Below are 25,151 nucleotides of genomic sequence, written 5' to 3'. Positions count from 1 at the left end.
AATTAGTTTAAGGGTAAAGTGAAGTAAAATGTGGAACCTTCATTGACAATACTTGATAATCCGATTGTTCCATGGTGCTGCTTGATGATCTCTGAACAGATATACAAGCCTATTCCCATTCCCTGAAATTGTAGTGACGATTCTTCTACACGATAAAATTTCTGGAATACTGCCTTTTGTTTAAAATCAGGAATTCCGATTCCAAAATCGGTAACACTTACTTTTACCTGGTCATCATCTACAAATGTAGTAACAATAACCTGATTATTTTGTGGTGAATATTTGATGGCATTGGTCAGGAAATTGATCAATACCTGCTCTATACGAATTTCATCAAACGGAATAAGGATATCCGGTATTTCCCCGTGACGCTGGATTTTTACCTTATTTTCATCATGAGTCTGAAGTATCGTTTCGATAGCATTTTCAATTATCTTCTCAAGATTGGAAGGTTTCCTGTTGATCTTCAGCTTCCCGTTCTCAATTTTAGAGACATCCAGTAAGTCACTGATAAGGCTGTTCAATTTTTCGATCTGATCCTGGACCTTGGTTACATATCCTGCTTCTGCACTGTCTTTGTCAAGTTTTAGCTTGCGTTCCAACAACTGAACATACGCTTTAATGCTTGTAAGAGGAGTTTTCAGTTCATGACTGGCAATACTCAGGAATTCATCTTTCTCATTTTCTACCCTCTTCTGATCATCAATATCCGTAAATGTTCCTACCCAGTTTTTGACATGTTTACCTTCATAAACCGGTGATATTCTCAATAAATGATACCTGTATTCTCCGGATTCAATATTTTTTATCCGCGTCTCAAGTTGAAGTGATTTTCCATTTTTCCTTGAAATTTCAAATTGCTCTTTTATATCTAAATCATCAGGAAAAGTTTCGGGGAAGTTTTTATCAGATGTTGAATACTGATACCATCTGCCGTTGACAAAATCGATGATCCCTTTATCATTCAACGTAAATGCAATTTGCGGCAAGCCTTCCAGCATCAGATGAAAGTGATCAATCTGCGACTTCATAGTAACCTGTGACTCTCTTCTTCCTTTTACCTCAAGCTGTAAACTCTGCTGAGTTTTTTTCATTTCAATATTCTGCTCCTGCAGATTATAAAATGTTTTAACTTTCAGTAAAAGAATTTCGGGATCTACCGGCTTAGTGACATAGTCCTTACCTCCGGAAGCATATCCTTTGGTGATAAATCTCTTTTCTGTATTTACCGCTGAAAGAAATATAATAGGAATTTCTTTCGTTTTGCTATAACCTGCAAATATTTCAGCTACCTCAAAACCATCCATTCCCGGCATCTGAACATCGAGAATAATTAGGGCATAATCATTTTTCAATGCTTTCCCTAATGCTTCTTCACCGGAATTAGCAGTATCTACCTGAAAATCTTTGGATTCTAATAGTTTCTTTAATGAGTAAATATTGTTTTGGTTATCATCGACAATTAAGATCATAAAGCACAAATAATCTAATGGGAGTTAAGTCCTCAAAAGTACTCACAAAATCCCAAAAAATGATTGATTTTCTTAATAATGTTCTTAAAATCAATTATCCATTAAAAAACCAACCAATAATACAATTATCAGCACACATTCATCACAAAATACCAATTATTCCTTAATTAAAATACTATTTAACCGAATTTAACTCAATATAAAATCAAAAAAAACCTGTTTACTGAACCATTATAGATACCACATTTTTATCAATTAATTTTCCGGCTCAGGTTTTTATTCGTAAAAGTTGAGTCGCGGGACCCTATTTTTAAATAGGTACCCTTTATTTATTTTCGGTTAACCCTTTCCCGTTTAATCTTTCTAATATTATGGGTAAGGTGCTTTCTGATCTCAATATGTCTTGACCTGTAGAGTTTAATGCAGGTTTCCAATCTCTTTTTTATACTAAGATACTCTTCATACAGCGCTGATAATTCTGTGTTCATCATAACAATTTCATCTGTATAGGTCCTGTCCTGATCGGGAGATTGCTTTAAAAGCTGCTCCAGATCATTAATTCTCTTGATTACTTCCTGGTGTATTTTTGGCTCTATTCCCTGCATAGTGAATTCAATTTTAAAAAAATATAGTTTGATTTGGTTTTCTATTTTTAATATTTAGTGTTTACCCATAGAAAACGGCTTTTCACTTTCTGTAATTATTTTTACCTGGTGCGTAAAAGTTTCGAAATAAGCGGATTTAGACGACACCTTACCTAAAGCCGATTGCAATAATGTTTCATCAGCCTGCCCTAAAGGCTTCAGAGGCAAAGATGCATATTCATCTACAGGAAACTGCGGTGAAATTCCATTGCTGTATTCTCCCTGCCCGTTAGCATTATATACTTTATAGATGACCGGGTGAAGCTGCCAGGAAATCTTTTTAGGTTTCCGATCATCCGCAATGGCAAATCCGGCCATATCTTTTCCTAGTGTTTTCCCTCCCATCTGTATCACCTGCATATAAGGTTTTAGATTATTGATAACAATTTCCGAGGCCGAGGCCGTACTTCCCGAGGTAAGTATATATACTTTGGTCAGCTGCAGATTATTGGCATGGAGTGTTGTGAAATTCAGAGCGGCAGGGTCATAGGCAATTTGTTCGGCAAATGTTTTTTTCACCTCACCTCCATTTTTATTTCCTTTATAGGTTATAAAAGGAGAATTGCCCGTTATTCCGGAAGGGATCATTGCACATAATGCGGCCGCAGAAGCTACTGATCCTCCATAATTGTACCTGAGGTCCACGATAAGATCCTGTACACCATTAGCTTTAAATTCTGCAAACTTCTGATTGAGACTGTGAGACATGCCATCCGGAAAATCATAGATGTACAGATACCCTGTTTTTTTTCCGTTTTGTTCAAAAATTTTAGATATAACAGGCTGGCTGAGCGAAAATCCATAGTACACTTTTATATCTTTTTCATCAATTACGTTTCCGTTGTCCCAATTACCTACGCTCAGGTCCAGCGTAGTATTGTCCGGAATAGAATTTAAAAGACTTTCCGCATTCGATGCCGTAATCCCACTTCCATTGATCTTCTTAATGATCATCCCTCTTTTCAGGCCGGCATTCTGAGCCGGAGAATCCTGTAATACCAATTTTATCACAGCCGTTATCTGCCCGTTAGCAAGCTGCAATACTGCATAATCAAAGCCATACATGTTGCGGACCGTCCGCAGGTAAGTAGAAGCATCTTCCGTATTTACAATGCTTGAAAAACGGTCATTCTGAGATAGAAGGTTTGCAAAAAATTTCTTTACAGGAAGATGATAATCCGGTTTTGCAGGCATCTGATCCTCCCAGAAATAATAACGTTTCATGTTTTCATGAACCCAGACATTGACAGACTCTACGCTTCCGTCGGGAAAATCAGGAACAGATTCTTCCTCGGAACGGCAGGAAACGATAACTGCTGAGCTTAAAAATAATAAAACAAGTAGGTAGGATTTTAAAAATTTATGCATGATCTTATCCGAATGATTTTTTATTTTACAGGTAGTCTGCGATGTCAATATCACCAATAATCTGAACAGTACCGCCTTCCGCTTTTTCCTGCAGCACGATCATATTAGCTCCGATATCCTGTTTTATTTTTACTCTAATCGTTTGTGATCCAAAATAAGGGTCAGTACTTCCAGGCTTGTACAACTCCAGATAAACGGGAGCAGTAACACTGAAAAAGCTATACATTTTAAGTGAAGAGAAGTTATTTTTTTCAATATTTTCAAATTCAGCGAGAATATCTCCATTCTCTTTTTTAAGTATTCCTTTCACACTTTGTAATGTAGTATGGGAATATTGTCCCAAATTCGGAAAAATAAGTTCGAAACCTACCTTACCCAGGTTAACCTGTGGCTTTACTGCATAGGTCTGAAGATAGATCCCGGGCAGATTGAAGAAATTCAGATTTTTATACTGATCCACTGTATTAAAATCGATGTTATATTTTGCGATCTGTTTGCCGGTTTCATGGTTAAAGATCTCAATCTGATCTGTTTCCCCTTCGTCCACGACAAAGCTCAGCTTTGTTTCTATAGTATTGGTATAAGATGTGCTTCCATTGATACTTACCGGTTTTCCATTAAGCCGGAGCTGCAGTACATCCGGTTTTGAATATCCCTTGACACTGATTTCTGCAGGTTTCTGTGATTTATCATAAGGTTGCAGCACATCATCGGTACACGATATCAGACCTGTAAGAACAGCAAGGGCGATTATTTTTTTCATTGTATGATTCATTATAAAAATTCGATTTAGAAATATTGCCCTTAGCATGCAGAGGGCAATACTTTTAAATTCTATAGTAAGCAGGAAAGGCATATATCCTATGATGATGGTTTTGATATGGTTATTATTTTGCATTTGTAAAAATTGAAAATAAGAGACTGCCTTCCTGCATCTAAAACATTATTTTTTGATAAATTTCACTTTCTCAGAAAGCACTCCATCCGAAACCACGGCGATATAGCTTCCGGAAGATAAAGTCGTAACATTAATTTCTCTACGGTACTGCGTAGTAATAACAGATTGTCCGGCCATATTGAAAACAGTCACAGTAACATTGTTTTCTTTCAGGGCTGGATTAAGTTTTAACATCAGTGATGAGGATACGGGATTCTGCATCACCATAGTAAGATCTTTTGCTTTTTTTACATCCTGTGTTTTTAGAACTGAAGTATAGATCGCCATTTCGTTGATGTTGATATTCTGTACATTGGTATCATCAGCCGCATATCTGTTCGACCACAATCCGATGTAGATTTTTTTTCCTGCAAAAGCAGAGAGATTAACAAGGCTTTCAACAAACTGATTGAGGTCCGATGGGAAAGGATTAGCAGTTCCTCCTGCTGCAATCACATATGGGCTGGGAACATTATTGCCGTTTGCATCTACTGCCAATGCCTGAAAATCCGATAATTCAGGGACAGGCTTTTGTGCAGTACTTACATAGATGTACAGATATCTCTTTACCACCTGATGTGTTGTTCTCTGACGTCCTATGTATGCTGCTAATGTAATCGTTCCTGAAGATGAAGTGAGATCAATCTCCGGAGAAATGGCCCAGTCATTTTCTGTAGTGAAACCGGCCACATTTCCGGAAGGAACATTACTGATTGAGTAACGAAGAGAACCAGCCCCTCCATAAGCCAAAGAAGTACCGTTATGGTAGATGTTCGGTCCTTGTACCCATCCATTTCCGTTTCCGTTCAGATCATGGAAAGACCATCCCTGCATATCACTTGTTGAATTAAAAGAATTAGTCCATACAGGATATTGTGCAGACACTAATTTTGATAAAACCAAAACAGATAGTAAAATTACTTTTTTCATTCTATGAATTTTTAAAGTTGAATTAAAAAATGGGATGGCAGGTAATGCCACCCCATGTTGATCAATTATTGTACAATTGAGAAATTATATTTTGTCCATGTACCCTGGAAATCTCCACAGTTTCTTGGAGAAACGTTCCATGCTGTAGCCTCGTTAAAGAATGGCTGAGACATTCCCCAAAGGTTAGCAGGATTACTTGTAGAAGTAGTTACTCCAGGAATAGTAAGAGCAGCAGTGGTAGTACCGATCTTAGAAGCAGTAGCGAATGTAAATCCATGTGCCTGTACTCCTGTAAAGCTAAGGTCTGCAAGATTTACCGGAGCACTGCTCTGAGTTTCCAATAAAATTCCGATAGGATAACCTGTAACAGTAGCATTATCTAAATTCAATTTACCGTTTCTTCTTACGTGGATGGCATTTTCATATAATCCACCTTTTAATGGGCTTTTAGCACCAACAATTGTAAGATTTTTAACTGTAGGACGGGTAAATGGAGAAGCAGTAGAACCTGTTCCATCGTTATCAAGCTCGATACCGTTCGTATCAGAAACTCCACCACTTTGACTGTGCGTTGAGTTGTAATCAGCTAAAGCTAATGCACAAGTAATTGTTCCTGTATATCCGAAGTCAAAATCGAAGTTATCATCGTCCGGAGCGAAAGATACAAGGTTTGAAGCGTTTACAGTACCTCCGAAGAATTCAAAAGAATCATCTTTACCATAAGATACCTGGATGTGGTCTAGTGTAGTTCCGTTACCTACTCCACCTAATGTTAATCCGTTGATTTCGTTTCCTGAGTTAGGAGCGAAAAGGTCGAATCCACCGAATTCGATACGTGCATATTTAATAGTTCCCCCATTATGAGCGGCATTCGTACCTCCATATTGGTAATCTGCACCTGTTAACCCTTCGATAACAGTAGTTGTAGGCTTGTTTGTAGGAGCATCTCCCAACATGATAACCCCTCCGAAATCACCTGGAGTTGCTGTAGTATCTTCATCTCCGTCCAATAATCTGTAGCTTGTAAAGATGATCGGCTGAGAAGCAGTTCCTGTAGCGTTTATTTTCCCAGTTTTAGCAATAACCAAAACTCCTGTAGGTGTATTTGTTGTATTGGGTTTAGCTTTAATGAAAGTACCTGGCTGGATAGTCAAAGTAGCTCCACCTTTAACAGTTACGATTCCATCAATTTCAACCACTCCACTCCATGTAGTATTGGTAGTAATAGCACCACTTACTGTAGTCACAGGAAGTGCAGAAGCAGTTAAATATTCTGCAGAAGCAGATTGCATTTCAAATTTAGAAGAATCTGATAAAGAATCATTCTCACGACAAGCTGTTAAAGATAAAGCTGTTACAGCGATTAAAGTTAATTTTCTCATTGTTGTAAAATTTAGAAATATGGATCCGGTTATTTTGTTTTTTGGTCCGGATGATTCCTGTTTACGGGATATTCACCTTTATCTCCGTGATTTGGTTACACATTGTTTTTAAAACTCCATTTCACCCAGGGTGCAAGTGAATAAAGCTTCCCCTTAAAATCCTACCGTACGGGGAAATCCGGTATTTCCATTTTTTGACTGAAAGTTCACTGATGTGCGCATCAACAGATCTATCGATTCAGATTTCAGGCTATGGGAACCTGTGACATGGCTTATAAGATCTCATATATACTTTTGTTAAAGGTTCTTTTATATTTAAAAACTATAACTTACTGATAAACCGAACTGTCTACCATTGTAAGCCCGGAATAATATTTTATCAATTCCTTTATCATATTTATCCGTTGCTCCCGGTAAAAGCCCTAAAGATTCTCGCTGGGTATCAAAAGAACTTCCGTTTCCTTTAGATACTGAGTAAGAATTGAAATTATTATAATACTCCCTTACTCTGTTGAACAGGTTTCTGACATTCAATTTGATTTCCAGATTCTTATCTTTCAACAGCTTATAGGAAATCTGTGCATCCGCTACAGCATAAGGACGCTGGATCTCTTCTCCAATGTATGCATAGCCCACTGTAACGTACTGATCTCCTTTAGCATTGTACAGGAAACTAAGTCCTAAACGATCTCCATTGTACAGCAGCCCCAGATTATAGGCATACGGTGTCTGCCCGTAAAGGGGACGATCTACTTCATAAGTGTCATCGGTATCCTGAGTTTTATACCGGTCTTTAAAAGCTATAACCTTAGTATCGTTATACGTGAAATTTCCGCTGATAAAAAGATCTTTCAGGAAGCTTTCGGGTCTGATAAAGCCAAGGCTCTTTCTTACCTCTACTTCAAATCCTTTCAGCTTTGCATTTTTAGAGTTTCCGTTATAAAGGAAGAGGTTCCCCTCACTGGAAATATAACCTTCACGCTCTATCGGTCTGTCGATATTTTTATAATACAGACCTGCAGATATAATTTCTCCAAGACCCGGAAACCATTCAAACTTAAAATCGTAATTATTAATGACTGCTGATGTCATTTCCGTATTGTAAATAAGTCCGTTCGCCACAGGATCAAAATAAGGTAACCCTGTTCTTTCATTAAACTGAGGACGAATGACAGACCTGTTATAAGCCAGCCTTACATTGATACTGTTGGAAGGACTGTACGTAAAATTGGCTGATGGCATCCACTGCCATGGCTTTTCTTCAATCGGTTCTTTGGTAACGCTTTTAGGATCATTCGGATCCTGTTGCTGAGAAATAAGATCATACTTAAAATATTCTGCCCGTACTCCCCATACCAGCCTCAGCTTATTTTTCCAACGATTATCAAACATGATGAAAGGTGCGTGCTGGGAAACTTTCCCTTCATATTTATCATTTTTATACAATGCTTTGGTTTGCCACCCGATTCCTCCGGGTACATAATGAGATCCGTCAAACCATCCTGAAAGTGCTCCATACATGATCAGCATATTCTTTTCACTATTCGGAACATCGCGGTTTTCATCTACCCTCAGGAAAAACTTCTGTTGCTGGTTGGTATTGCTTTTTGAGGCCCCTGCATACCCCACCTTAATATCATTTTTAAAATTTCCGGCATCCATACTCCATTTAAAGGCAGCTCCATAATTATAATCCGTTTCCTTATTTGCAATATATCCCCTGGCGAAATTATTCCCGGAATTATAGATCTGGTTATAACTCAAAATTTCGTTGCCGATAAAATTATAATTGGTCTGATACTGTGTATAATCTTTTGTATCGGAAGTGACACCAGTTCTTGCTGCAAACCAGCTGATTTCTTTATTTCCTATTTTATGGTTCCCTTCCAGCTTGTTCTGTAATAAAGTCTGATAAACCGGATAATCCGTAGTTTCTGTTATAGGCTTATCTAAAAATTTAAGGTCTGTGTTAGGAGGAACGATCCCATGGTAAAAATAGTTATAAGCATCCGAGGCATCCCCGTTTCCGCCTGTATATTCATTCCATCCCGTAATCCTTGTCAGAGTCTGATCATAAATATGAGTATAGGAGTTGCGGAATGAAATCCTGTTTTTCCCAAGCTGTAATCCCAGATTCAACATGGCACCGATAGTGGAGTTATAGCTGTACGAGGCACCTTGATTCCTGAAATTAAAGGTATTGACCGGTGCTATTCCCAATTGTTCCCAGTTATTATTGACTCCTCCTACATTATCCAGCCAGCCACCTCTGGCTGTATTTTCAATATCCAGTTTATTCTGTTCATTTCTGGTGGTAATCGCAGCAGCAAATCCCCATTTATTATTATTTTTCAGTCTGTAATTTCTTCCCAAAGCAATCTGCATATTGGAATTCAGATCTGCTTTGGTAGCATAATTGGTAAAATTATCATTGGTAAACCTTTTGGATTGTTCAAAAAACAACGGATTATTCCAATCCATGGCTTCTAAACCTTTAGGGAAATCCCTGGTTCCATCATCATATCCCCAATAATCATATTTTCCTCTTTTCTTTGATAAAAACTCTTTGAACGTAGAAACGTCATTATATGAAGTTCCCAGATTTACCGTGGTAAAATTTTCGTTCGGAATATCTTTCGTTCTCACCTCCACATATCCTCCAGCAAAACTTGCATTCATATCCGGAGTGGCCGTCTTGCTGATCACCACGCTTTCCACCATGGCCGTGGGGATGATATCAAATGAAAAATTCTGGTTATAAGCTTCTGTACTAGGCAAATTGATTCCATCCATAGCAGCGGTATTCCAACGCTCCCCCATGGAGCGGACCACTACATATTTATTATCAATCGTGGTTACCCCGGTTACTCTTTTTAATGTTCCTCCTACATCATTGTCGGGTGTTTTTGAAATCTGTTCAGCAGAAATCCCGTCACTCATCTGTGCGGCTTTCTTTTGCTGAGCCAGAAGTCCTGCCTGGGTATCCGCTTTACGTGTTCCTTTAAGCACCACTTCCTTAATATTCATTTCTTTATCGGAAGAAATATGCTTCATGGCAAAAGAAACAGTACTGATATCGTCATTACTGATTTGCAGTTTCTCCACCCTTAATGAGCTGAATCCCGAAGCCTTTACACTAAGGGTATAAACTCCGGCAGGAATGCTGATACTAAAGTCCCCGTTGTTATCCGTTGCTGCCGTTTTACCTGCTACACTTACTTCTGCTTTTACAATGGGATTTCCTACCTCATCTACAATTTTTCCTGTAAGCCTTCCGTTTCCCCGGACAGAGGATATGGAAGTATTCTGGCCCTGATATTTTACTGAGATCAGTTCTCCCCTCTGCCGTACTGCAACAGGAAGATTGTCTGTAATATTTTTCAGGCAATCATTCACAGGAAGGTTATCACATTTTACCTCTCTCACTTTAAGATCATTTATGTCCGCTTTTGAATAGACCAGACGCATTCTTGTTTTATCTGCAAATTCTTCCAATGTATTGATCAAAGGCTTTCCGGTCGGGGCAGAAAAGGACACTTTCATCGTTAACTCCTGCGCGTCTACTGTCGTGGCAAAAAAGATCACCGCTACCGTAAGACTGCATTTCAAATTTCTCATGTTTTTAACACCACTTTTCATTATTGACTGACTCATAATTCTTCGTAAACTCTATCTAAATTAATCCGGTTGCTATTTTTTTAATATGTAAGTGGTATTGTTTTCTTTTTGTACCTCAAGCCCTGTGATAAATGCCAATGCTTCTACATTTTCATCCCAGTTGCTGCCGGTAAGGTCAGCAGTAATTTTTTTTTCTGCTATTTCTTCCGGATATCTGATACTTATTCCATAATTTTTATATAGTATTTCCATGATGCTCCTAAACGAAACATCATTGAAAGTCAGTGTCATTAGTACTGAAGTCTTTTTTCCCGATTGCTTATTTATTTTTTCATTTATCACAGCAGCAGTATGGGCCATTCCAAAATTTGTCCACCTTTGGTTTGGAGTCAGGTAAGAAACTGCAGTTCCGGGTGAAGAAACAGCCACTTTACCTTCATAAAGTTCCACGGTCTTGCGTTCTCCCCGCTGCATTACCTTAAATACCGTTCCCATTACCCTTGTGCTGAAGCCATCCGCACGAACTATGAATGGATGTTTTTTAGATTTAGCTACTTTAAATACAGCATCACCCTGCAAATCCACCACTCTGGTATCAGCGGGAAAAGATTTTTCGACAGTAAGCTTTGCACCCGGTAAAAGCATTACTAAAGATCCGTCCTGAAGTTTTATCGTTTGATTGTCATTGATCGCAACATATACATCCGGCTTTATAAAAAACATATACCCCAGGAAACCTGTAAGACTAAACAGCAGAAGCAATACAGCGGCAGCCCTGTACATATTTTTCTTAAGAGAAAATATATTCGCCTTATGAGATTGTTTAAAATAAGACTCAAGACCGGCCAATACTTTTAGCTTAGACTCCTGAATATGTTTTTTATCCAAATCTTTAATAGCTTCATTTTTCCATAGTTCAAGGATCACCGATTCTTTCTCTGAGATCTCATCACCAGACACTTCCCTGCTCCATAACTTAAAAACAAATGTCTGTGCCTTGCTGTATTTCAATTTCTTCACTGTATAATGTTGTTGTATTAGTTTTATATTTTTGTATTAATTCTAATCAATACCCTCACTTATAATACTGGGCAAAAAGACAAACTTCCCAAACCCTATTTAACATTTCCTTAATATCGCGTTTGTTTTTTCAACAAAAACACTTGCTTTATGAACAATTCGATACATTATAGGTGGAAAAATGAAAATATTTTCAGAAATATTTAATCTTATAGGTTATATAATTCACAAAACATTAATATTAGTTTAGGTAAATTTGTAACAGACATTATGAAACCTACAGACTATACTTTATTAAAAAAAATAAAATCGGGCGACCGGCCTGCTTTTGCGATATTGTATGAAAGATATTGGGATAGTTTCTATACAATGATCTTCACACGGACAAAGGACAGGGATGCTACTGAAGAGCTGTTGCAGAACCTGTGGATCAGGATTCTGGAAAATCCGGAGTTTGTACAGACAGATGAGGAGGAAAGTGCCAAAGGTTATTTATTTCGTTTCATCCATTACCGTATTTTGGACTATTATGCAAGCATCAGGAAGATCCAGGAAGTATATGTAGATGAAAGCGAAGATTTCTTAGCCGAAATCACAGACGCGGAATATGCGGAAATACTGGAGGAAAATGATATTACGGAACTGTTTGCTATGATCGATGAAGTGATTTCCCAACTTACTCCCACTGAACAAAAAGTATATGACCTTAGAATCCGCCAGAACATGTCTGTGGTAGAAACTGCTGAAGCCCTTAATTTAAGCAATAAAACGGTGAGTAATAATTTAAGTAAAACCCTGAATGAAATCCGGGAAAAGCTTAATCCCAATTATGAATCTTCCAAAAAACTTGTTTCCCTTCTGATTCTTATGGAAATGATGCCCAATCTGTATTCTTAAAATCATTTAAATCTGATATAAAAATCCGGTCCTGTTTCACAGGGCCGGATTTTGTTATACTTACTTGTTATTTCCTGTTGAAAAAAATCCAAGATCAATACCTGAAATCATTTTTTCATTTTACGATTCTCATTATTTAACCGATGAATTTGTGGACCCATTTGCTGTAAGGATCTCATTGAGGATTTTTTTTCCATATTCATTATCAGGATTCAGGTCTATTGATTTCCGGTACATTATGGCAGCCTGACTTTTATTTCCTAACTTTAATAATGCTTCTCCGTAACTATCGTACGCATTCCAGCTATTGGGAAACAAATAAACATTCAGTTTAAAAATTTCGGAAGCATTTTTAATATCATTTTCAGACATCATCCGATACCCCCAATTATTAAGTTCAGCTTCCTGAGGCTTGAAATCCGGATTCTTTTTCTTTTCCGAATTAACCAGTTCTATTGCCTTATCAAAACCAATCTTTTTTAGATGAAGTCTAAGATAAGTAAGCGGATCAGATTTAATAATTTCCGGATAATATACTCCGGCAAGCTCTTCCAGAAATTCTTCAGGATAACTTCCTGCTAAATTTGTGAGCACAATAATGGCAAGATGATCATCCGGATATACCAAAAATGCAGATCTTCCTCCTCCTGACATTCCGATAGCCTTGTGTTTTGTCCTGAATTTCGTCAATCCCCAACCGGGAGACCACATAGTCTGACTTCCATTGTTCATTTTTATAGGTTTCCACATTCTCTGCAGAGATTCTTCTGTCTTCAAAAGCTTTCCACTCTGCAGCGCAATGATCCACATGGCCAGATCCTCAGCCGTACTGTTCAGCCCAGCTCCGGTTCTGCTATAGGGAGGAAATATAAAATAGTCGTTGACTAGCTTTTGCCGATTCCCATTTTCTCCTTCGGTCATATTCCTGTAACGGTAAGTGGGTGCAAAGTGAGGAATAACATCCTTGGAATCTCCAAATAATGTATGCGGCATTCCGACTTTTTGAAACTGTTCCTCTTTAAAAAACTGATCAAAAGACTTCCCACTCAGTTTGTTTATAATCTTTCCCAGTAGATAATAGTTCGTTTGATTGTAGCTAAACTGCTCACCTGTCTTGAATTCCATAGGCAATCCCTTAAGTTCGTCCCAGATTTCTTTTTCAGTTTTCGATGTATCACCGGTAGCCGGATCAAATAACTTGAGTATCTCAGGAAAACCTGAAATATGAGTCATCATTTGTTCTATGGTCACTTTCTGCCATTGTTCCGGAAGATCATCCAGATACCGGGACACGGGTGCAGACAAATCAACTTTGCCTTGCTCAGCCAGCTGCATAATAGCGGTAGCGGTAAATACTTTCGTACAGGAGTTAATAGCAAAAACAGTCGTATCTGTAACCGGAACCTGATCCGGTACATTGGCAACTCCGAAAGATCTTTTCACTATCACCTTACCCTCCTTAACTACAGCGATTTGTAGGCCGGGAATTTTGCGTTCTGCCATTTCTCTTTTAATAATGGCTTCAATGGCTGAAGCTGTTTCCTGGCCATATCCATAGGAAGAAAATATACAAAGAATGAGTAAAAAGTAACTTTTCATTTCGAGGCATTTGTGATAAGACAATATAAACCTGCAATATATTACAAAAAAAGGCACCGGAATATGATTTTATAAAAGTCAAATCATAACCGGTGCCTTTAATTACAAAAAATAGTAGAAAGAATTACGGCTTATTCTTTAATAATTTTTTTAGAGATCGTTTCTTTATCTGTTTTTACCTCAATAATGTAAATACCATTGGCATTCGAAGACAAATCTACACTCGCTTCGTTGGTGTTTATCGTTCCGCTTTGTATCTTTTTACCTGAAAGATCATACACATTGAAGGTTGAGTTTTTAGGTGCTTTCAGTACTTTAACCACATCTTTGGTAATGGTAGGAGCAATGATTAAACTTTCGGTTTTTGCAATTCCTCTCTCACTTGTTGCGAGAACTTGTTCACTGTAGCCTGTAACAATAATCGAATAATCCTGAGGGGCCCCTGCTCCGGCACTGTTCACCAGATTCCCTTTATTTGTGATTTCTATCCTGTAATTTCTACCTGCAACCGGAGCATCAATGACTACCTGTTCCACGTTATCCACCGTGTTATCTCCTTTGGTTGCCGGGGTCATAGGACTAGCAGCATCAAGTTTCCATGGAGTATAAACCGTATTATTCGTCGTATCAATGATTCTCAGATCCAGATCATTCACCAATCTCGAGCTTCTGTTGTTATAAACTTGTCCCCAGGTTAGGTTCGCAGGAACATTGTAAGCAGGATCAATCCAGGATATGGTTACTTTTAGAGGTTCAGTTCCTGATGCTTTTATCACTTTTGTGTTGGCAACACCGTTATTGAGAGTTTCATTATTGAAAACTACAGTATTGTTTGCTTTTCCAACCAATAGCTCAGCGCCTTTTTTTGCATTGATATATCCCCAGCCAAACCATGGATCAGGACCTACATTACCTGCTTCAGAAGCAGAATGAACCATTAAAGTTTTAGCACTGGCAGCATTAAGAAGCTGATCAGAAAATAGATCTTTGTAAATCTGGGACCATAAACCGATTACTCCGGTTACCACCGGGGCGGAATAAGATGTTCCACTTCCATAATCATATTTCACACTTCCCGTAGTATCTTCTGCTGTAGAAGCTGAAAACACATTTGTACCCGTGGTTGTGATATCCGGTTTTATTCCACCGTCATCTCTTGGTCCTGCACTGCTGTAATCAGAATGCACCACATCCGAAGGAACAGAATATTTAAAGTTATTCGTAGAGATCACATCTGTAGCGCCTACCACAATAATATTTTTGGCTAATGAGCCCTGACCTATACAGTCATAGCCTTGTGCACAATTATTTGCAGGTAAAGTATCTGTAGAAGCAAACTGAACCAGATTACCATTGCTGTCTCTGTAATACTTTGGAAATGTTGTGGTTCCTGGCATTGTAGGGCCATATCCGAAAGAATTCCCTGCTGATTTTACTATAATATAAGAAGGATTACTGTATACGATCTGATCATAATTCTGATCATTGGATAAATAAGATCCCTGAGTATCAAAAGAGGTATCAGGACTATCATAAGCACCATTCCATAGCCAGACATTGCTTCCGTTAGCATCTTTTACTACATCCCAACCTGGATTAACCCCGTAAGAATGATTGGATATTTTAGGCTGTGCAATTAATATTTTTTGAAATACATTACTTGCCGCTGTATTTCCCGGTAGTACTGTTTGAGCAAATCTATATGAATCTATGGTTGAATTTACCGCAACTCCCTGGATATTTCCAGTAACTGCCGCACCATTTAAAGTTCCTGAAATGGTTAATGCCCTGCTTCCTATAAATCCGGCAACTCCTGTTGAATGTGCACTGTAGATCTGAGTTGAAGCTTCTCTATTGGTAATTCTACCAACTGCATTGTCAAATGCGGGATGAGCAACATAAACCCTTCCTCCGTCAAAGACCGTAAATTTAATATTCTCTCCTTTGTATGCATTGGTAAGTCCCGCTACACTACCCGCTGTGTTCAGAGCGTCAGCATTGGCATTCTGAACTTGTCTTATATCCTGCTGTTTGTAGAAGTAAGGCTTTCCATCAGGTAGAAATCCTGCCAGATTGCTTCTTTGCTCTTCAATTTCCTTTTGATTGGCTGCTCCTTTAGCGGAACCATATTGTTTGGCTACATATGAATCAAACCTGTCGTTGTTTTCTCTGTTTTGCTTTTCGAATTCTTTTTGTAAGATATCATTGGATTGAGCACTCGCAAGACTAACCATCAGGGTGCTGATTACAAGTAATTGTTTTTTCATTAGTGGTAAATTTAAATATGTTTTTTAAGTTAAAAATCAATCCAAAAAGAGCATCTTTTACAGCTCAGAAAAGCACTTCACCAAAATCCATCCTGCATTTAATTATTATCCTTTATTTTCTAATAATCCATGAATTATTTATTTTTTTTGAAAGGATCACGTTTTATTAATGCAATTTAATTGCAATAATAATAAAAAATTTTTAAAAAGCAACAAAGTTGCAATTAATATTCAATAAAAAATTTCCCTTCTTCCGGCTTATAAATGATTTATACATTACATAAGAATAAGTTGAATAAATTAAACACATAACATCAATTTTGTAAATTTATTATCTGAATATGGCTGCAAATATAAAATATACTTTCAATTAGTCTACTAAAATAGTAGACTTTTTTTATTATGTTAAGTACTTCTGTTTTTGATCAGCCTTAAAAGATCATAAAAACAGTAAATTCAGATTTTCATATATTCACAAAATGTTTGGACCTATAAAGACATCTTTTAAGTTTAAACTGACAGAAATAAAATTAATACGATGGAGATAAGATCAGCACAGTCATTTATTGATTATTACGAAAAAGTACGGTCCCGAACCCTTCGGCTGCTGGAAGTTATCCAGCCGGAACACCTTGATTTTTCATATAAACCGGGAAAGTTTACCGTAGGCGACCAGATCAGGCATATTGCAGCCATTGAACGTTATATGTACGGAGAAACCATTGCAGGAAGAAGGAGTGCTTATCAGGGCTGCGGAAAAGAGCTGGCAGATGGTTATGACAACATCCTGAAATATTTTAATGAAATGCACCGGCAGACTATCGATATTATAAGCCGGCTATCGGATGAAGACCTGTATAAGAAGTGTCTTACTCCCGCGAATCAGGAAATTACAATATGGAAATGGCTGCGGGCAATGCTGGAACATGAAATCCACCACAGAGGCGAACTTTATATTTACCTGAACCTGTTGGATGTAAAAACACCTCAGATTTATGGCTTTTCGGCAGAAGAAGTACAGGAAATGAGTGTGAAAATAGAATAAAGATATTTTTCTTAATTGCATATTGCCCTTATCCTCTCCTCCGATCAGGCTATTATACACTGATCTTATACACACATCTCTGAGCTCCGGACAGGATATGCTTTACCCTTTCTACTTTATAATCCAAACCTATCAGGTTCTGAAAATTGGATAATTCTGCCCGGCAAAACCCCTGGCATTCACTTGCAGCTGCACAGATCGGACAATGGTTTTCTATTAAAAAATAATCAGCTCCTTCCTTTGTCCATTCTGCCATATATCCTTCGTCATTCCTTATTTTTGATAGAATTTCCAGTCGGTCTTCCAACGATTTTGCTTTGGTAAGCGCTTTCTCGTACCTCTGATACGTCGTTTTTTCCCTGTCATTGATCAATAAATCCAGTGCATTATCTCCCAATAGGTCTTTTACAGACTTCAGAAGCTGTACGGTAACGTCAGCGTGGGTATCCGGGAATTGTGAAAGCCCCCTTCGGGTAAGGATATAATAAGTGGAAGGACGCCCCACTCCTTCACTCCTGATAACAGACTCAATAAGTCCTTCTTTAACAAGATTTAGCAAGTGCTTTCTCGCCCCTTCCTTTGTTATGGAGAGTTCTTCAGAGATCAAAAGCGAAGTAGCTTCCCCTCTCATCTTTAAAAACATCAGAATACGATCTGCTGCCGGTTTTTTCATTTGGCAATATATAGGTTGTTTTATTTCTTACAACAAAGATAGTCATTTTCTATTATATCGGCTTTATAACGACAAATCAGTCATTTATAATATATGGGAGGACTCAATAGGATCACCAATTAAACAACATAAAAGTTGTTTAATTGAAATAAATGTTTACCTTTGAAACACATTAATAAAAAATCAAAGTAATGAACGCATTTACCCTACCCCAGCTGCCGTATGCTTACGATGCATTAGAGCCTTTTATTGATAAAGCAACAATGACTATTCATCATCAAAAACATCATCAGGCATACGTTGATAATCTAAATGCTGCCTTAGAACAGGCCGAAGAAAAAGAGACTGATCTGGATTCTCTTCTACAGAGGATCAGTGAGTACAGCCCTGCTGTAAGAAATAACGGCGGTGGACATTTTAACCATTCTTTATTTTGGGAAATCCTCTCTCCTGAACCTAAACTTCTTCCTGAGGGAAAACTTGCAGAGGTAATCGACTCCACTTTTGGAAACCTTGATACCCTTAAAACTGAGATAAAAAAAGCAGGTCTGGGACAATTTGGGTCGGGATGGGTTTGGCTCTATGTAAAATTCAATGGTTCTATTGCCTTAAGCTCAACCCCTAATCAGGACAATCCTATGATGGATATTCAATCTGCCAACAGAGGGTTTCCAATATTGGGAATAGATGTTTGGGAGCATGCTTATTATTTAGCCTACCAAAATAAAAGAGCAGATTATCTGGATGCATTCTGGGCTGTTCTTGACTGGGCATCAGTAGAGAAAAAATATGAAGAAACTCTCTCAAAAATCAAATAACATTCCTCAGAACAGAACAGATTGCCTACTTATGAAACAGAATATTTTTATTAATAAAGCTGAGGCTTCGGGAATCATTCCATTTGATCTTTGGGATTATAAACCCACTATAGAGATTGTTGAGTTTGATCTTAAGGATCATCTCTTCATGGGAATGATCCTCAAAGAAAAAGAATTTAAAGAGTCCCTGTCATCTATTGATTTCTCGGTGTACACTGGAAAAGCCGTCGCTGTTATCTGCTCTACAGAGGCCATCATTCCACCGTGGGCATATATGTTACTGATGGATAAATTATCCGGGTATTCTGTTTATATAGATATATGCAGTTCAGAAGAGATCCTTCTGGATCTTTGGAAAAAAGAACTTCAAAATGTAGAACCGGAGCAGTATAAGGATCTTAAAATTGTTGTTAAAGCAAGATCCGAAACTTCTCCTGCTCTTTATCTTTTAATCACCCAGCTTATGAAACCATTTGTCAAAAGTCTGATGTATGGTGAAGTAGGCCTTCCTAAAGTCATATTAAAAAATTAAATAAAATGAAAGCAATTATCTTCAACGGCGCTTTGGAGAGAAGACCAAAATCCACTTCAGGGATCCTTTCCAAATATTTTACGGACAAACTTGAAGAGCTGGGCATCATTCATGAAACATTTGCCCTGGCTGATTCCGGTATTCCACTTTATGATATTACCCTTACCAAAACACCTTTGGCTGTAGAGCGTATGACCCAATTATTCCTGGGAGCAGATATTCACTTCTGGCTCGCTCCTCTCTATCATGGAAGTATTCCGGGTGTAATGAAAAACTGCCTGGACTGGCTTGAGGTAACCGCTGACAATGAACAGCCTTACCTTACAGATAAGACAGTAGGCCTTGTATGCTGGGCAGATGGTTTACAGGCCATGCAGGGAATCAACGCAATGGATTCTATTGCCAAATCGTTACGGGCATGGCCTCTGCCTTACAGTGTTCCTATGATCAGAACGTCCCTGTTTGATGCGGAAAATAAAATCTCTCCCCTTTATTCCGATAAGCTGGACAGATTGATCAGCATCGCAACCACAAACAGGATAGAAAAAATAATTTATTCCAAAGTATAAAGAAAACATCGGGATTGATAATATAAAATCCCGTACCTTTATTAAAGAATCTAAACGATTGATATCATGGCTATAACAATAACGGATGCGTGCATCAACTGTGGAGCCTGTGAGCCGGAATGCCCGAACTCTGCAATTTATGAAGGTGCCATCGACTGGCGTTGGCAGGATAAAACAAAGCTTTCCGGGAAAACTATTTTTCCTGACGGTACGGAAGTAGATGCCAATGCCTATAACCAGGCTATTTCTGATGATGTTTATTATATTGTCCCGGGAAAATGTACAGAATGTAAGGGTTTCCATGAAGAGCCTCAATGCAAAGCGGTTTGTCCGGTAGACTGTTGTGTTGATGATCCTGAACATCGGGAAAGCGAAGAAGTTTTATTTAGCCGTCAGCGGTTTTTGCATACCTGAGATTAACAAAACCATAATCTTTAACAGCTATTTCCTACATAAAGATTTGAATGTAAAATAAAAAGCCAACTCTACAGAGTTGGCTTTTAGTATAATGAGCATCTTAATGCATCTCTATTTTATTCCTTAATGATCTGGCTTACCTCATCAAATTCACGTTCAATAACCGGATCAGGTTTATAGGTAGCCAATGAAATAATAACATTGGTGATGAATGAAAGTGTAAATCCGGGAATCATTTCATACCAGTCTTTCAGTGGATGCTGAATATACACCCAGCATAGGATGGTTATACCTCCGGCCAGCATTCCTGCCAAACCACCCTGCCACGTTGTCTTTTTCCATAAAAGAGATAGTAAAATCAAAGGACCGAATGCAGACCCGAAACCTGCCCATGCATTTCCCACAAGATTAAGAATACTATCCTTTGGATTCAATGATAATAACATAGCAACAACAGCAACTAACAGAACGGAAAGCCTGCTGGCGATCAGTAATTGTTTTGAGGTTGCTTTTTTATTCAGAAAAGCTTTGTAAATGTCTTCTGTTAATGAGCTCGAAGTAACCAGCAACTGAGACGAAATCGTACTCATTACTGCTGCGAGAATCGCTGTAAGCAAAAATCCGGCAATAAACGGATGGAATAGTATCCTTGAGAAATAAATAAAAATAGTTTCTGCCTCAGTTTTTGAAGCATCAAATTTCATCATGGTATTTACATCAAACTTTTGCAGATAAGCAATTCCTACCAACCCTATTGCTAAAGCGCCAGCAACAGTAAAGATCATCCATGTGATTCCGATCCGTCTTGCTTTGATCAGATCTTTCGGCTTATCGATTGCCATAAAACGAACCAGGATATGTGGCTGCCCACAGTATCCTAATCCCCACGCAAGAAGGGAAACAATACTCACCGTGGTCGTTCCCTTAAACAGGTCCAGGTACTTTGGGTCTTTTGCTTCGATCAATGAAAAAGTTTCCTGAACACTTCCTATCTCAGAAATAGCGACAATCGGTACAATGACAAGCGCCAGTACCATAATTGTTCCCTGCACAAAGTCCGTTAAACTCACCGCAAGAAATCCTCCTAAAAATGTATATAATACCACAACCAAGCTCGTTAATAATAAACCGGCAGTATAGTCCATCCTGAATGCAGACTCGAATAATTTTCCCCCAGAAACCATTCCTGCAGAAGTATAGAGGGTAAAAAACACAAGAATAAAAATAGACGAAGTTATTTTGAGAAGGTGATTTTTGTTTTTAAATCTGTTTTCAAAAAATACCGGAAGTGTAATGGAATTCTGGGCAACCTCTGTATATACCCGGAGTCTGGGTGCGACAATAATATAATTGAGATAAGCTCCTATCGTGAGCCCTATCGCGATCCATGCACTGGAGATCCCGGTAAAATACATGGCCCCGGGAACTCCCATCAGCAACCAGCCACTCATATCGGCAGCCCCGGCGGATAGCGCGGTAACAGCTGCTCCCATTTTTCTTCCTCCTATTAAAAATTCCTCTGAATTACTGGTTGATTTCCTGTAAGAATAAATACCTATGCCAATCATCAGCAACAGGTATAATCCGACAGAAATAGCTTCATATACTTGCATATCATTTTTTTTACGACACCGAATATAACCATTTTCTGAAAAACAGATGTATACCTGTTCATACAAATCCTCCTGAACAAGCAGGAAAAGTGTTTATTTTACAAGTTTTTGGGCCCTTCTCAGATTATCAGAGGCCTGCAAAATCTTATTCTTCAGGATTTTATTATAATCCGGATTGTTCAAAAGGAACTGATTGACAATTTCAAGTGCCTTTGGATCCTGATAATTTCCGAATGCAGAACGAAGCCAGTTATCAGGAAAAAATATGTCTCCGGTTTTTTGTATTTCCTGTAACAATTCTAAAGTTTTTGGAAGATAGCTGATAGAAGTCTGCTGTCTCAATGGGTGATGTAAATATCCTACGGCAGCCCCCACGGCAGATTCATTGGTTCTGTTCTGCTTTTCGGATAAGCTTTTGAAAAAATCATCACGGGTTTTCTGATCTGAAGATGCCGCTTTCATGATGATCTTAAAACGGTTGATCCGGTCCGGATTTTTAATACGAGCTAACTGTTCCTGCAGGAGATCATTATTGTTGTTATTCCTTAATGATAAGGAAAGCGCAAGTCCTGTATAATCTTCATCATTCAAAGACACACCTTCCGGTGCAGTTTGTGATTTCCAGATGGTATACAAATTATCATACGCTTTTTTAGATTGAAAGATTCCCTGGTATCCGTCAAAAAGAATTTTTTTATTATTTTTTGTGGTTTGCACCTGTAACGCTTTCCATAAGGTATTTTCTAAATTTTCCGATTCTTTTATCCGCTGAGATTCCGGTAAAAATTCCCAGTAAATACCCGAAATATATCCCATGATAAGACGTAGATTCAGCTCAGAAGTTTCATTTTGAAGTTGTGCTGTAAAAAAATACAACAAATCCTGTGGACTAATACCCGTTCCTCCCAGCATATTTTCATATAATGAAATATAGGCGCTCGCTCTGTTGACAGGATCTTTAACCAGAGAAAAGTTGGACAGCATCCCTTTGTCTATACCGAATATGCCGTATCCAATACCGGAAGAGTTCTGAAGAATGAAAAGAGGTTTCATTTTTCCTTTTAATGCTGTAATTTCCTGCTGTCTTCCTGAAATTTTAACTTCTGTTTTTTCAACCCTGTCCGGATAAAATAAAGCAATCTGGAATTCCTGTGGCCAGGATTTATGCTCTTTTCCATGCTCGGGATGTTGTAAGATCGTAAATTGATCAATCATATTCCCTTTATATTGTACTTCATTATCAAAAACCGGTCTTCCGGGATCATTCACCCAAACTTTATTCCAGCTTTGTAAATCCTCATCTGTATATTGGTCCAGAATCCTGATAAGATCCGGCCAGGTTGCATTGCTGTATGCATATTTCTTAAGGTATTCATCAATTCCTTTCCTGAAATTCTCCTCTCCTGTTAACAGCTCCAGCTGTCTCATCATAATGGGTGCTTTGTTATAAATAATAGGACCGTACATCATTCCTGCATTTTTCAGATTATCCAGAGTCTGACGGATCGGATTCGCTCCCAGAGTCCTGTCTACTGAATAAGCAGCCGGAAAATGTGTCGTTAAAAACTTGAGATCATACACACTTTTATCTGATGCAGCTCCGGTACTTTTGTCTGCCATAAAATTGGCAAATACCTCTTTCATCCAGACATCATTGAACCAATCCATTGTCACCATATCTCCAAACCATAAATGGGCTACTTCATGGGCAATAAGATTGGAACGGCTGTTTAACTGATTTTGGGTGGCATTTTTATCTAAAAACAAGGTTGAGTTTTGAAATAGTATAGCCCCGGGATGTTCCATACCTCCAAACTGAAAATCGGGTACCGCAACCATTCCATGTTTTTGGAATGGATGTGGAATGTCAGTCCATTTCTCATAGTAAGCCAGGGAATTTCGGTAGAGTGTGAATACAGAGTCCATACTGTTCTTAATTTTCACAGAATCCGTTTCACGGTATAGGATTTTAGAATCTTCCTTTCCGATTTTTGCTGTAAAATCTTTAAAATCTCCGGCAGCAAAAGAAAATAAATAGGTTGGAAGCAGGTCTGAAGCTACAAAATTCAATGTTTTTGTTCCTTTCCGGATACTTGTTTCTTTCAGTTTTCCATTGGCTAAAGCATTCCATTTTTCAGGAATCGTAAGGGACAACGTGTAATTGGCTTTCAGATTGGGCTGATCAAAACAGGGAAACATAGTCCTCGCCCGGTCTGGAACAAAAAGAGTATACAGATAACCATCACGTCTGTTCAACGCTGCATCACCTGCGAGAAACGTAAAATGAATCTCGTTCGCTCCAGGTTGAAGAAATCTGGATTCAATTATTATATGTTCATTTTCCAGAACCGGTTTTACGGCCTTACCGTTTACAGATACAGAAATTAAAGATTCGGCTTCTTCCTTAAAGTCTATTTGTAACGGAACTTCATCCTGTTTTTTATAGGTAAATTGCAGAATTTCAGTTGCCTTTATCCTTTCGGATTTGCTTTCCGGAATGTTTAAACTAAGCTCATATCTGATGCCGCTTAATGTATTTTTTCTGAACTGTGCCAATTCGTAAGAGACTCCTTGTTCTACTCTTGGCGGCGATTTCATTTGTGCCTGAAAATAACTAGCAAATGCAACAATAAATAACGTCAATAATCCTTTTTTCATAGATCAAATATAAGAATTGATCGGAAATTAAATGCAGCTAAAAGATAACGGAACTATAATTTTACCCAAGCTATTCCCGTATTTCTATACCGACTGCAGGAAAATTGTAATAGAGTTTCTATCTTCCTTTCGCTTTATCTCCTCTCAATGTCATTACCGTACTGGTAACAGCTGCGACCATTTTACCTTCCGTGTTGGTGATCTCACAATGATAAACCGTGATCGTTTTGCCGGATTGTATGGGTCTTGCGTAAGCAACCAGCCTGTCCTTCCAGGTAGGCCTGAAGAAATTAATTTTCAATTCTATACTCGTAAAGCTTTCTCCTTCATTCATTAAAGTAGAATGAGCAGTCCCAATCGCAGCATCGGCTAACTCACAAAGCAGTCCACCATGTACAGTTCCCTGCTGGTTTCCATGAAACTCGGTATCAGCATCGATAGCTACTTTTGCTTCCCCCATTGATATTTCTTTAATCTGAAAACCTAAAGTTTTGGATATGGCGGTCGGATAGATCTGATACGTTTCGTATTCTTTCACATCTTCACCATTTACTACTTTTTTAAGATAGTCCAGAATTGGAATTTTTTGCATGCTTATTATTTTGGAAACTAAAAATACAGATAATGTCTATAAGACTTGTGCATACCGTATTTGGTTTTTTCCATACTTTCTATAGAAAAAAGGTATAAGA

The 25,151-nt window shown here is 38.2% G+C and carries 20 protein-coding genes; 6 read left to right on the top strand and 14 right to left on the bottom strand.

Features of this window, described 5'->3' with window-relative positions; all coding sequences use genetic code 11:
• Window positions 1–2: 2 nt before the first annotated feature.
• The 8 genes from G9C87_RS03320 to G9C87_RS03285 all read right to left on the bottom strand — a co-directional run bounded on the left by G9C87_RS03320 (window position 3) and on the right by G9C87_RS03285 (window position 11,371).
• Window positions 3–1,472, bottom strand: a complete 1,470-nt coding sequence (locus tag G9C87_RS03320) for an ATP-binding protein (protein WP_172278083.1) — start codon at window positions 1,470–1,472, stop codon at window positions 3–5.
• Between the two features lie 329 nt (window positions 1,473–1,801).
• A complete protein-coding gene (locus tag G9C87_RS03315; protein WP_172278081.1) occupies window positions 1,802–2,077 on the bottom strand; it encodes a hypothetical protein in 276 nt (91 codons plus the stop codon).
• Between the two features lie 54 nt (window positions 2,078–2,131).
• A complete protein-coding gene (locus G9C87_RS03310; protein ID WP_172278079.1) occupies window positions 2,132–3,484 on the bottom strand; it encodes a S41 family peptidase in 1,353 nt (450 codons plus the stop codon).
• 25 nt (window positions 3,485–3,509) lie between these two features.
• Window positions 3,510–4,247, bottom strand: a complete 738-nt coding sequence (locus G9C87_RS03305; RefSeq protein WP_172278076.1) for a hypothetical protein — start codon at window positions 4,245–4,247, stop codon at window positions 3,510–3,512.
• A 180-nt stretch (window positions 4,248–4,427) separates the two neighbouring features.
• Complete coding sequence (locus tag G9C87_RS03300) at window positions 4,428–5,351, bottom strand: T9SS-dependent choice-of-anchor J family protein (RefSeq protein ID WP_172278074.1); 924 nt, start codon at window positions 5,349–5,351, stop codon at window positions 4,428–4,430.
• A gap of 65 nt (window positions 5,352–5,416) precedes the next feature.
• Entirely contained in the window at window positions 5,417–6,733 is a 1,317-nt protein-coding gene (locus G9C87_RS03295; RefSeq protein ID WP_172278072.1) for a hypothetical protein, read from the bottom strand.
• A 315-nt stretch (window positions 6,734–7,048) separates the two neighbouring features.
• Window positions 7,049–10,351: a TonB-dependent receptor gene (locus tag G9C87_RS03290; RefSeq protein ID WP_172278070.1), complete on the bottom strand. Its 3,303-nt coding sequence runs from the start codon at window positions 10,349–10,351 to the stop codon at window positions 7,049–7,051.
• 72 nt (window positions 10,352–10,423) lie between these two features.
• Window positions 10,424–11,371 carry a FecR family protein gene (locus G9C87_RS03285; RefSeq protein ID WP_317168524.1) on the bottom strand — a complete coding sequence of 316 codons (948 nt, stop codon included), beginning with the start codon at window positions 11,369–11,371 and terminating at the stop codon, window positions 10,424–10,426.
• 270 nt (window positions 11,372–11,641) lie between these two features.
• Between G9C87_RS03285 and G9C87_RS03280 the strand changes: the two genes are divergently transcribed.
• Entirely contained in the window at window positions 11,642–12,268 is a 627-nt protein-coding gene (locus G9C87_RS03280) for an RNA polymerase sigma factor (RefSeq protein WP_172278067.1), read from the top strand.
• Window positions 12,269–12,400: 132 nt separating this feature from the next.
• On the opposite strand, the gene G9C87_RS03275 is transcribed toward G9C87_RS03280, so the two are convergent.
• Window positions 12,401–13,867, bottom strand: a complete 1,467-nt coding sequence (locus G9C87_RS03275; RefSeq protein ID WP_172278065.1) for a serine hydrolase — start codon at window positions 13,865–13,867, stop codon at window positions 12,401–12,403.
• Between the two features lie 131 nt (window positions 13,868–13,998).
• Window positions 13,999–16,134 carry a S8 family peptidase gene (locus tag G9C87_RS03270; protein ID WP_172278063.1) on the bottom strand — a complete coding sequence of 712 codons (2,136 nt, stop codon included), beginning with the start codon at window positions 16,132–16,134 and terminating at the stop codon, window positions 13,999–14,001.
• A 538-nt stretch (window positions 16,135–16,672) separates the two neighbouring features.
• Here G9C87_RS03270 and G9C87_RS03265 point away from each other — a divergent pair.
• Window positions 16,673–17,179: a DinB family protein gene (locus G9C87_RS03265; protein WP_172278060.1), complete on the top strand. Its 507-nt coding sequence runs from the start codon at window positions 16,673–16,675 to the stop codon at window positions 17,177–17,179.
• A gap of 52 nt (window positions 17,180–17,231) precedes the next feature.
• Here the strand turns inward: G9C87_RS03265 and G9C87_RS03260 are convergent, their stop codons facing one another.
• Window positions 17,232–17,852, bottom strand: coding sequence for a helix-turn-helix transcriptional regulator (locus G9C87_RS03260; RefSeq protein WP_172278058.1), 621 nt, complete (start codon window positions 17,850–17,852; stop codon window positions 17,232–17,234).
• Between the two features lie 191 nt (window positions 17,853–18,043).
• On the opposite strand from G9C87_RS03260, the gene G9C87_RS03255 reads away from it, so the two are divergent.
• The 4 genes from G9C87_RS03255 (at window position 18,044) to G9C87_RS03240 (ending at window position 20,185) form a co-directional block, all read left to right on the top strand.
• On the top strand, window positions 18,044–18,670 hold the full coding sequence (locus G9C87_RS03255; protein ID WP_172278056.1) for a superoxide dismutase: 627 nt from the start codon (window positions 18,044–18,046) through the stop codon (window positions 18,668–18,670).
• A 31-nt stretch (window positions 18,671–18,701) separates the two neighbouring features.
• Entirely contained in the window at window positions 18,702–19,202 is a 501-nt protein-coding gene (locus G9C87_RS03250; protein WP_172278054.1) for a DUF2480 family protein, read from the top strand.
• Window positions 19,203–19,207: 5 nt separating this feature from the next.
• Window positions 19,208–19,771 carry an NADPH-dependent FMN reductase gene (locus G9C87_RS03245; protein WP_172278052.1) on the top strand — a complete coding sequence of 188 codons (564 nt, stop codon included), beginning with the start codon at window positions 19,208–19,210 and terminating at the stop codon, window positions 19,769–19,771.
• 66 nt (window positions 19,772–19,837) lie between these two features.
• Complete coding sequence (locus tag G9C87_RS03240) at window positions 19,838–20,185, top strand: 4Fe-4S dicluster domain-containing protein (RefSeq protein ID WP_172278050.1); 348 nt, start codon at window positions 19,838–19,840, stop codon at window positions 20,183–20,185.
• 119 nt (window positions 20,186–20,304) lie between these two features.
• Here the strand turns inward: G9C87_RS03240 and putP are convergent, their stop codons facing one another.
• The 3 genes from putP to G9C87_RS03225 form a co-directional block, all read right to left on the bottom strand.
• The gene (putP, locus tag G9C87_RS03235) at window positions 20,305–21,801 is read right to left on the bottom strand and encodes a sodium/proline symporter PutP (RefSeq protein WP_172278048.1); all 1,497 of its coding nucleotides are present in this window, start codon (window positions 21,799–21,801) and stop codon (window positions 20,305–20,307) included.
• A gap of 93 nt (window positions 21,802–21,894) precedes the next feature.
• Window positions 21,895–24,459 carry a M1 family metallopeptidase gene (locus G9C87_RS03230; protein ID WP_172278046.1) on the bottom strand — a complete coding sequence of 855 codons (2,565 nt, stop codon included), beginning with the start codon at window positions 24,457–24,459 and terminating at the stop codon, window positions 21,895–21,897.
• Between the two features lie 118 nt (window positions 24,460–24,577).
• Window positions 24,578–25,051, bottom strand: a complete 474-nt coding sequence (locus tag G9C87_RS03225) for a PaaI family thioesterase (protein WP_172278044.1) — start codon at window positions 25,049–25,051, stop codon at window positions 24,578–24,580.
• Window positions 25,052–25,151 lie beyond the last annotated feature (100 nt).

The sequence above is a fragment of the Chryseobacterium sp. LAM-KRS1 genome (assembly GCF_013184525.1).
Classification (GTDB): domain Bacteria; phylum Bacteroidota; class Bacteroidia; order Flavobacteriales; family Weeksellaceae; genus Chryseobacterium; species Chryseobacterium proteolyticum.
The sequence above is the reverse complement of the archived record's forward strand: the minus strand, read 5'-3'. Positions and strand labels throughout refer to the sequence as shown.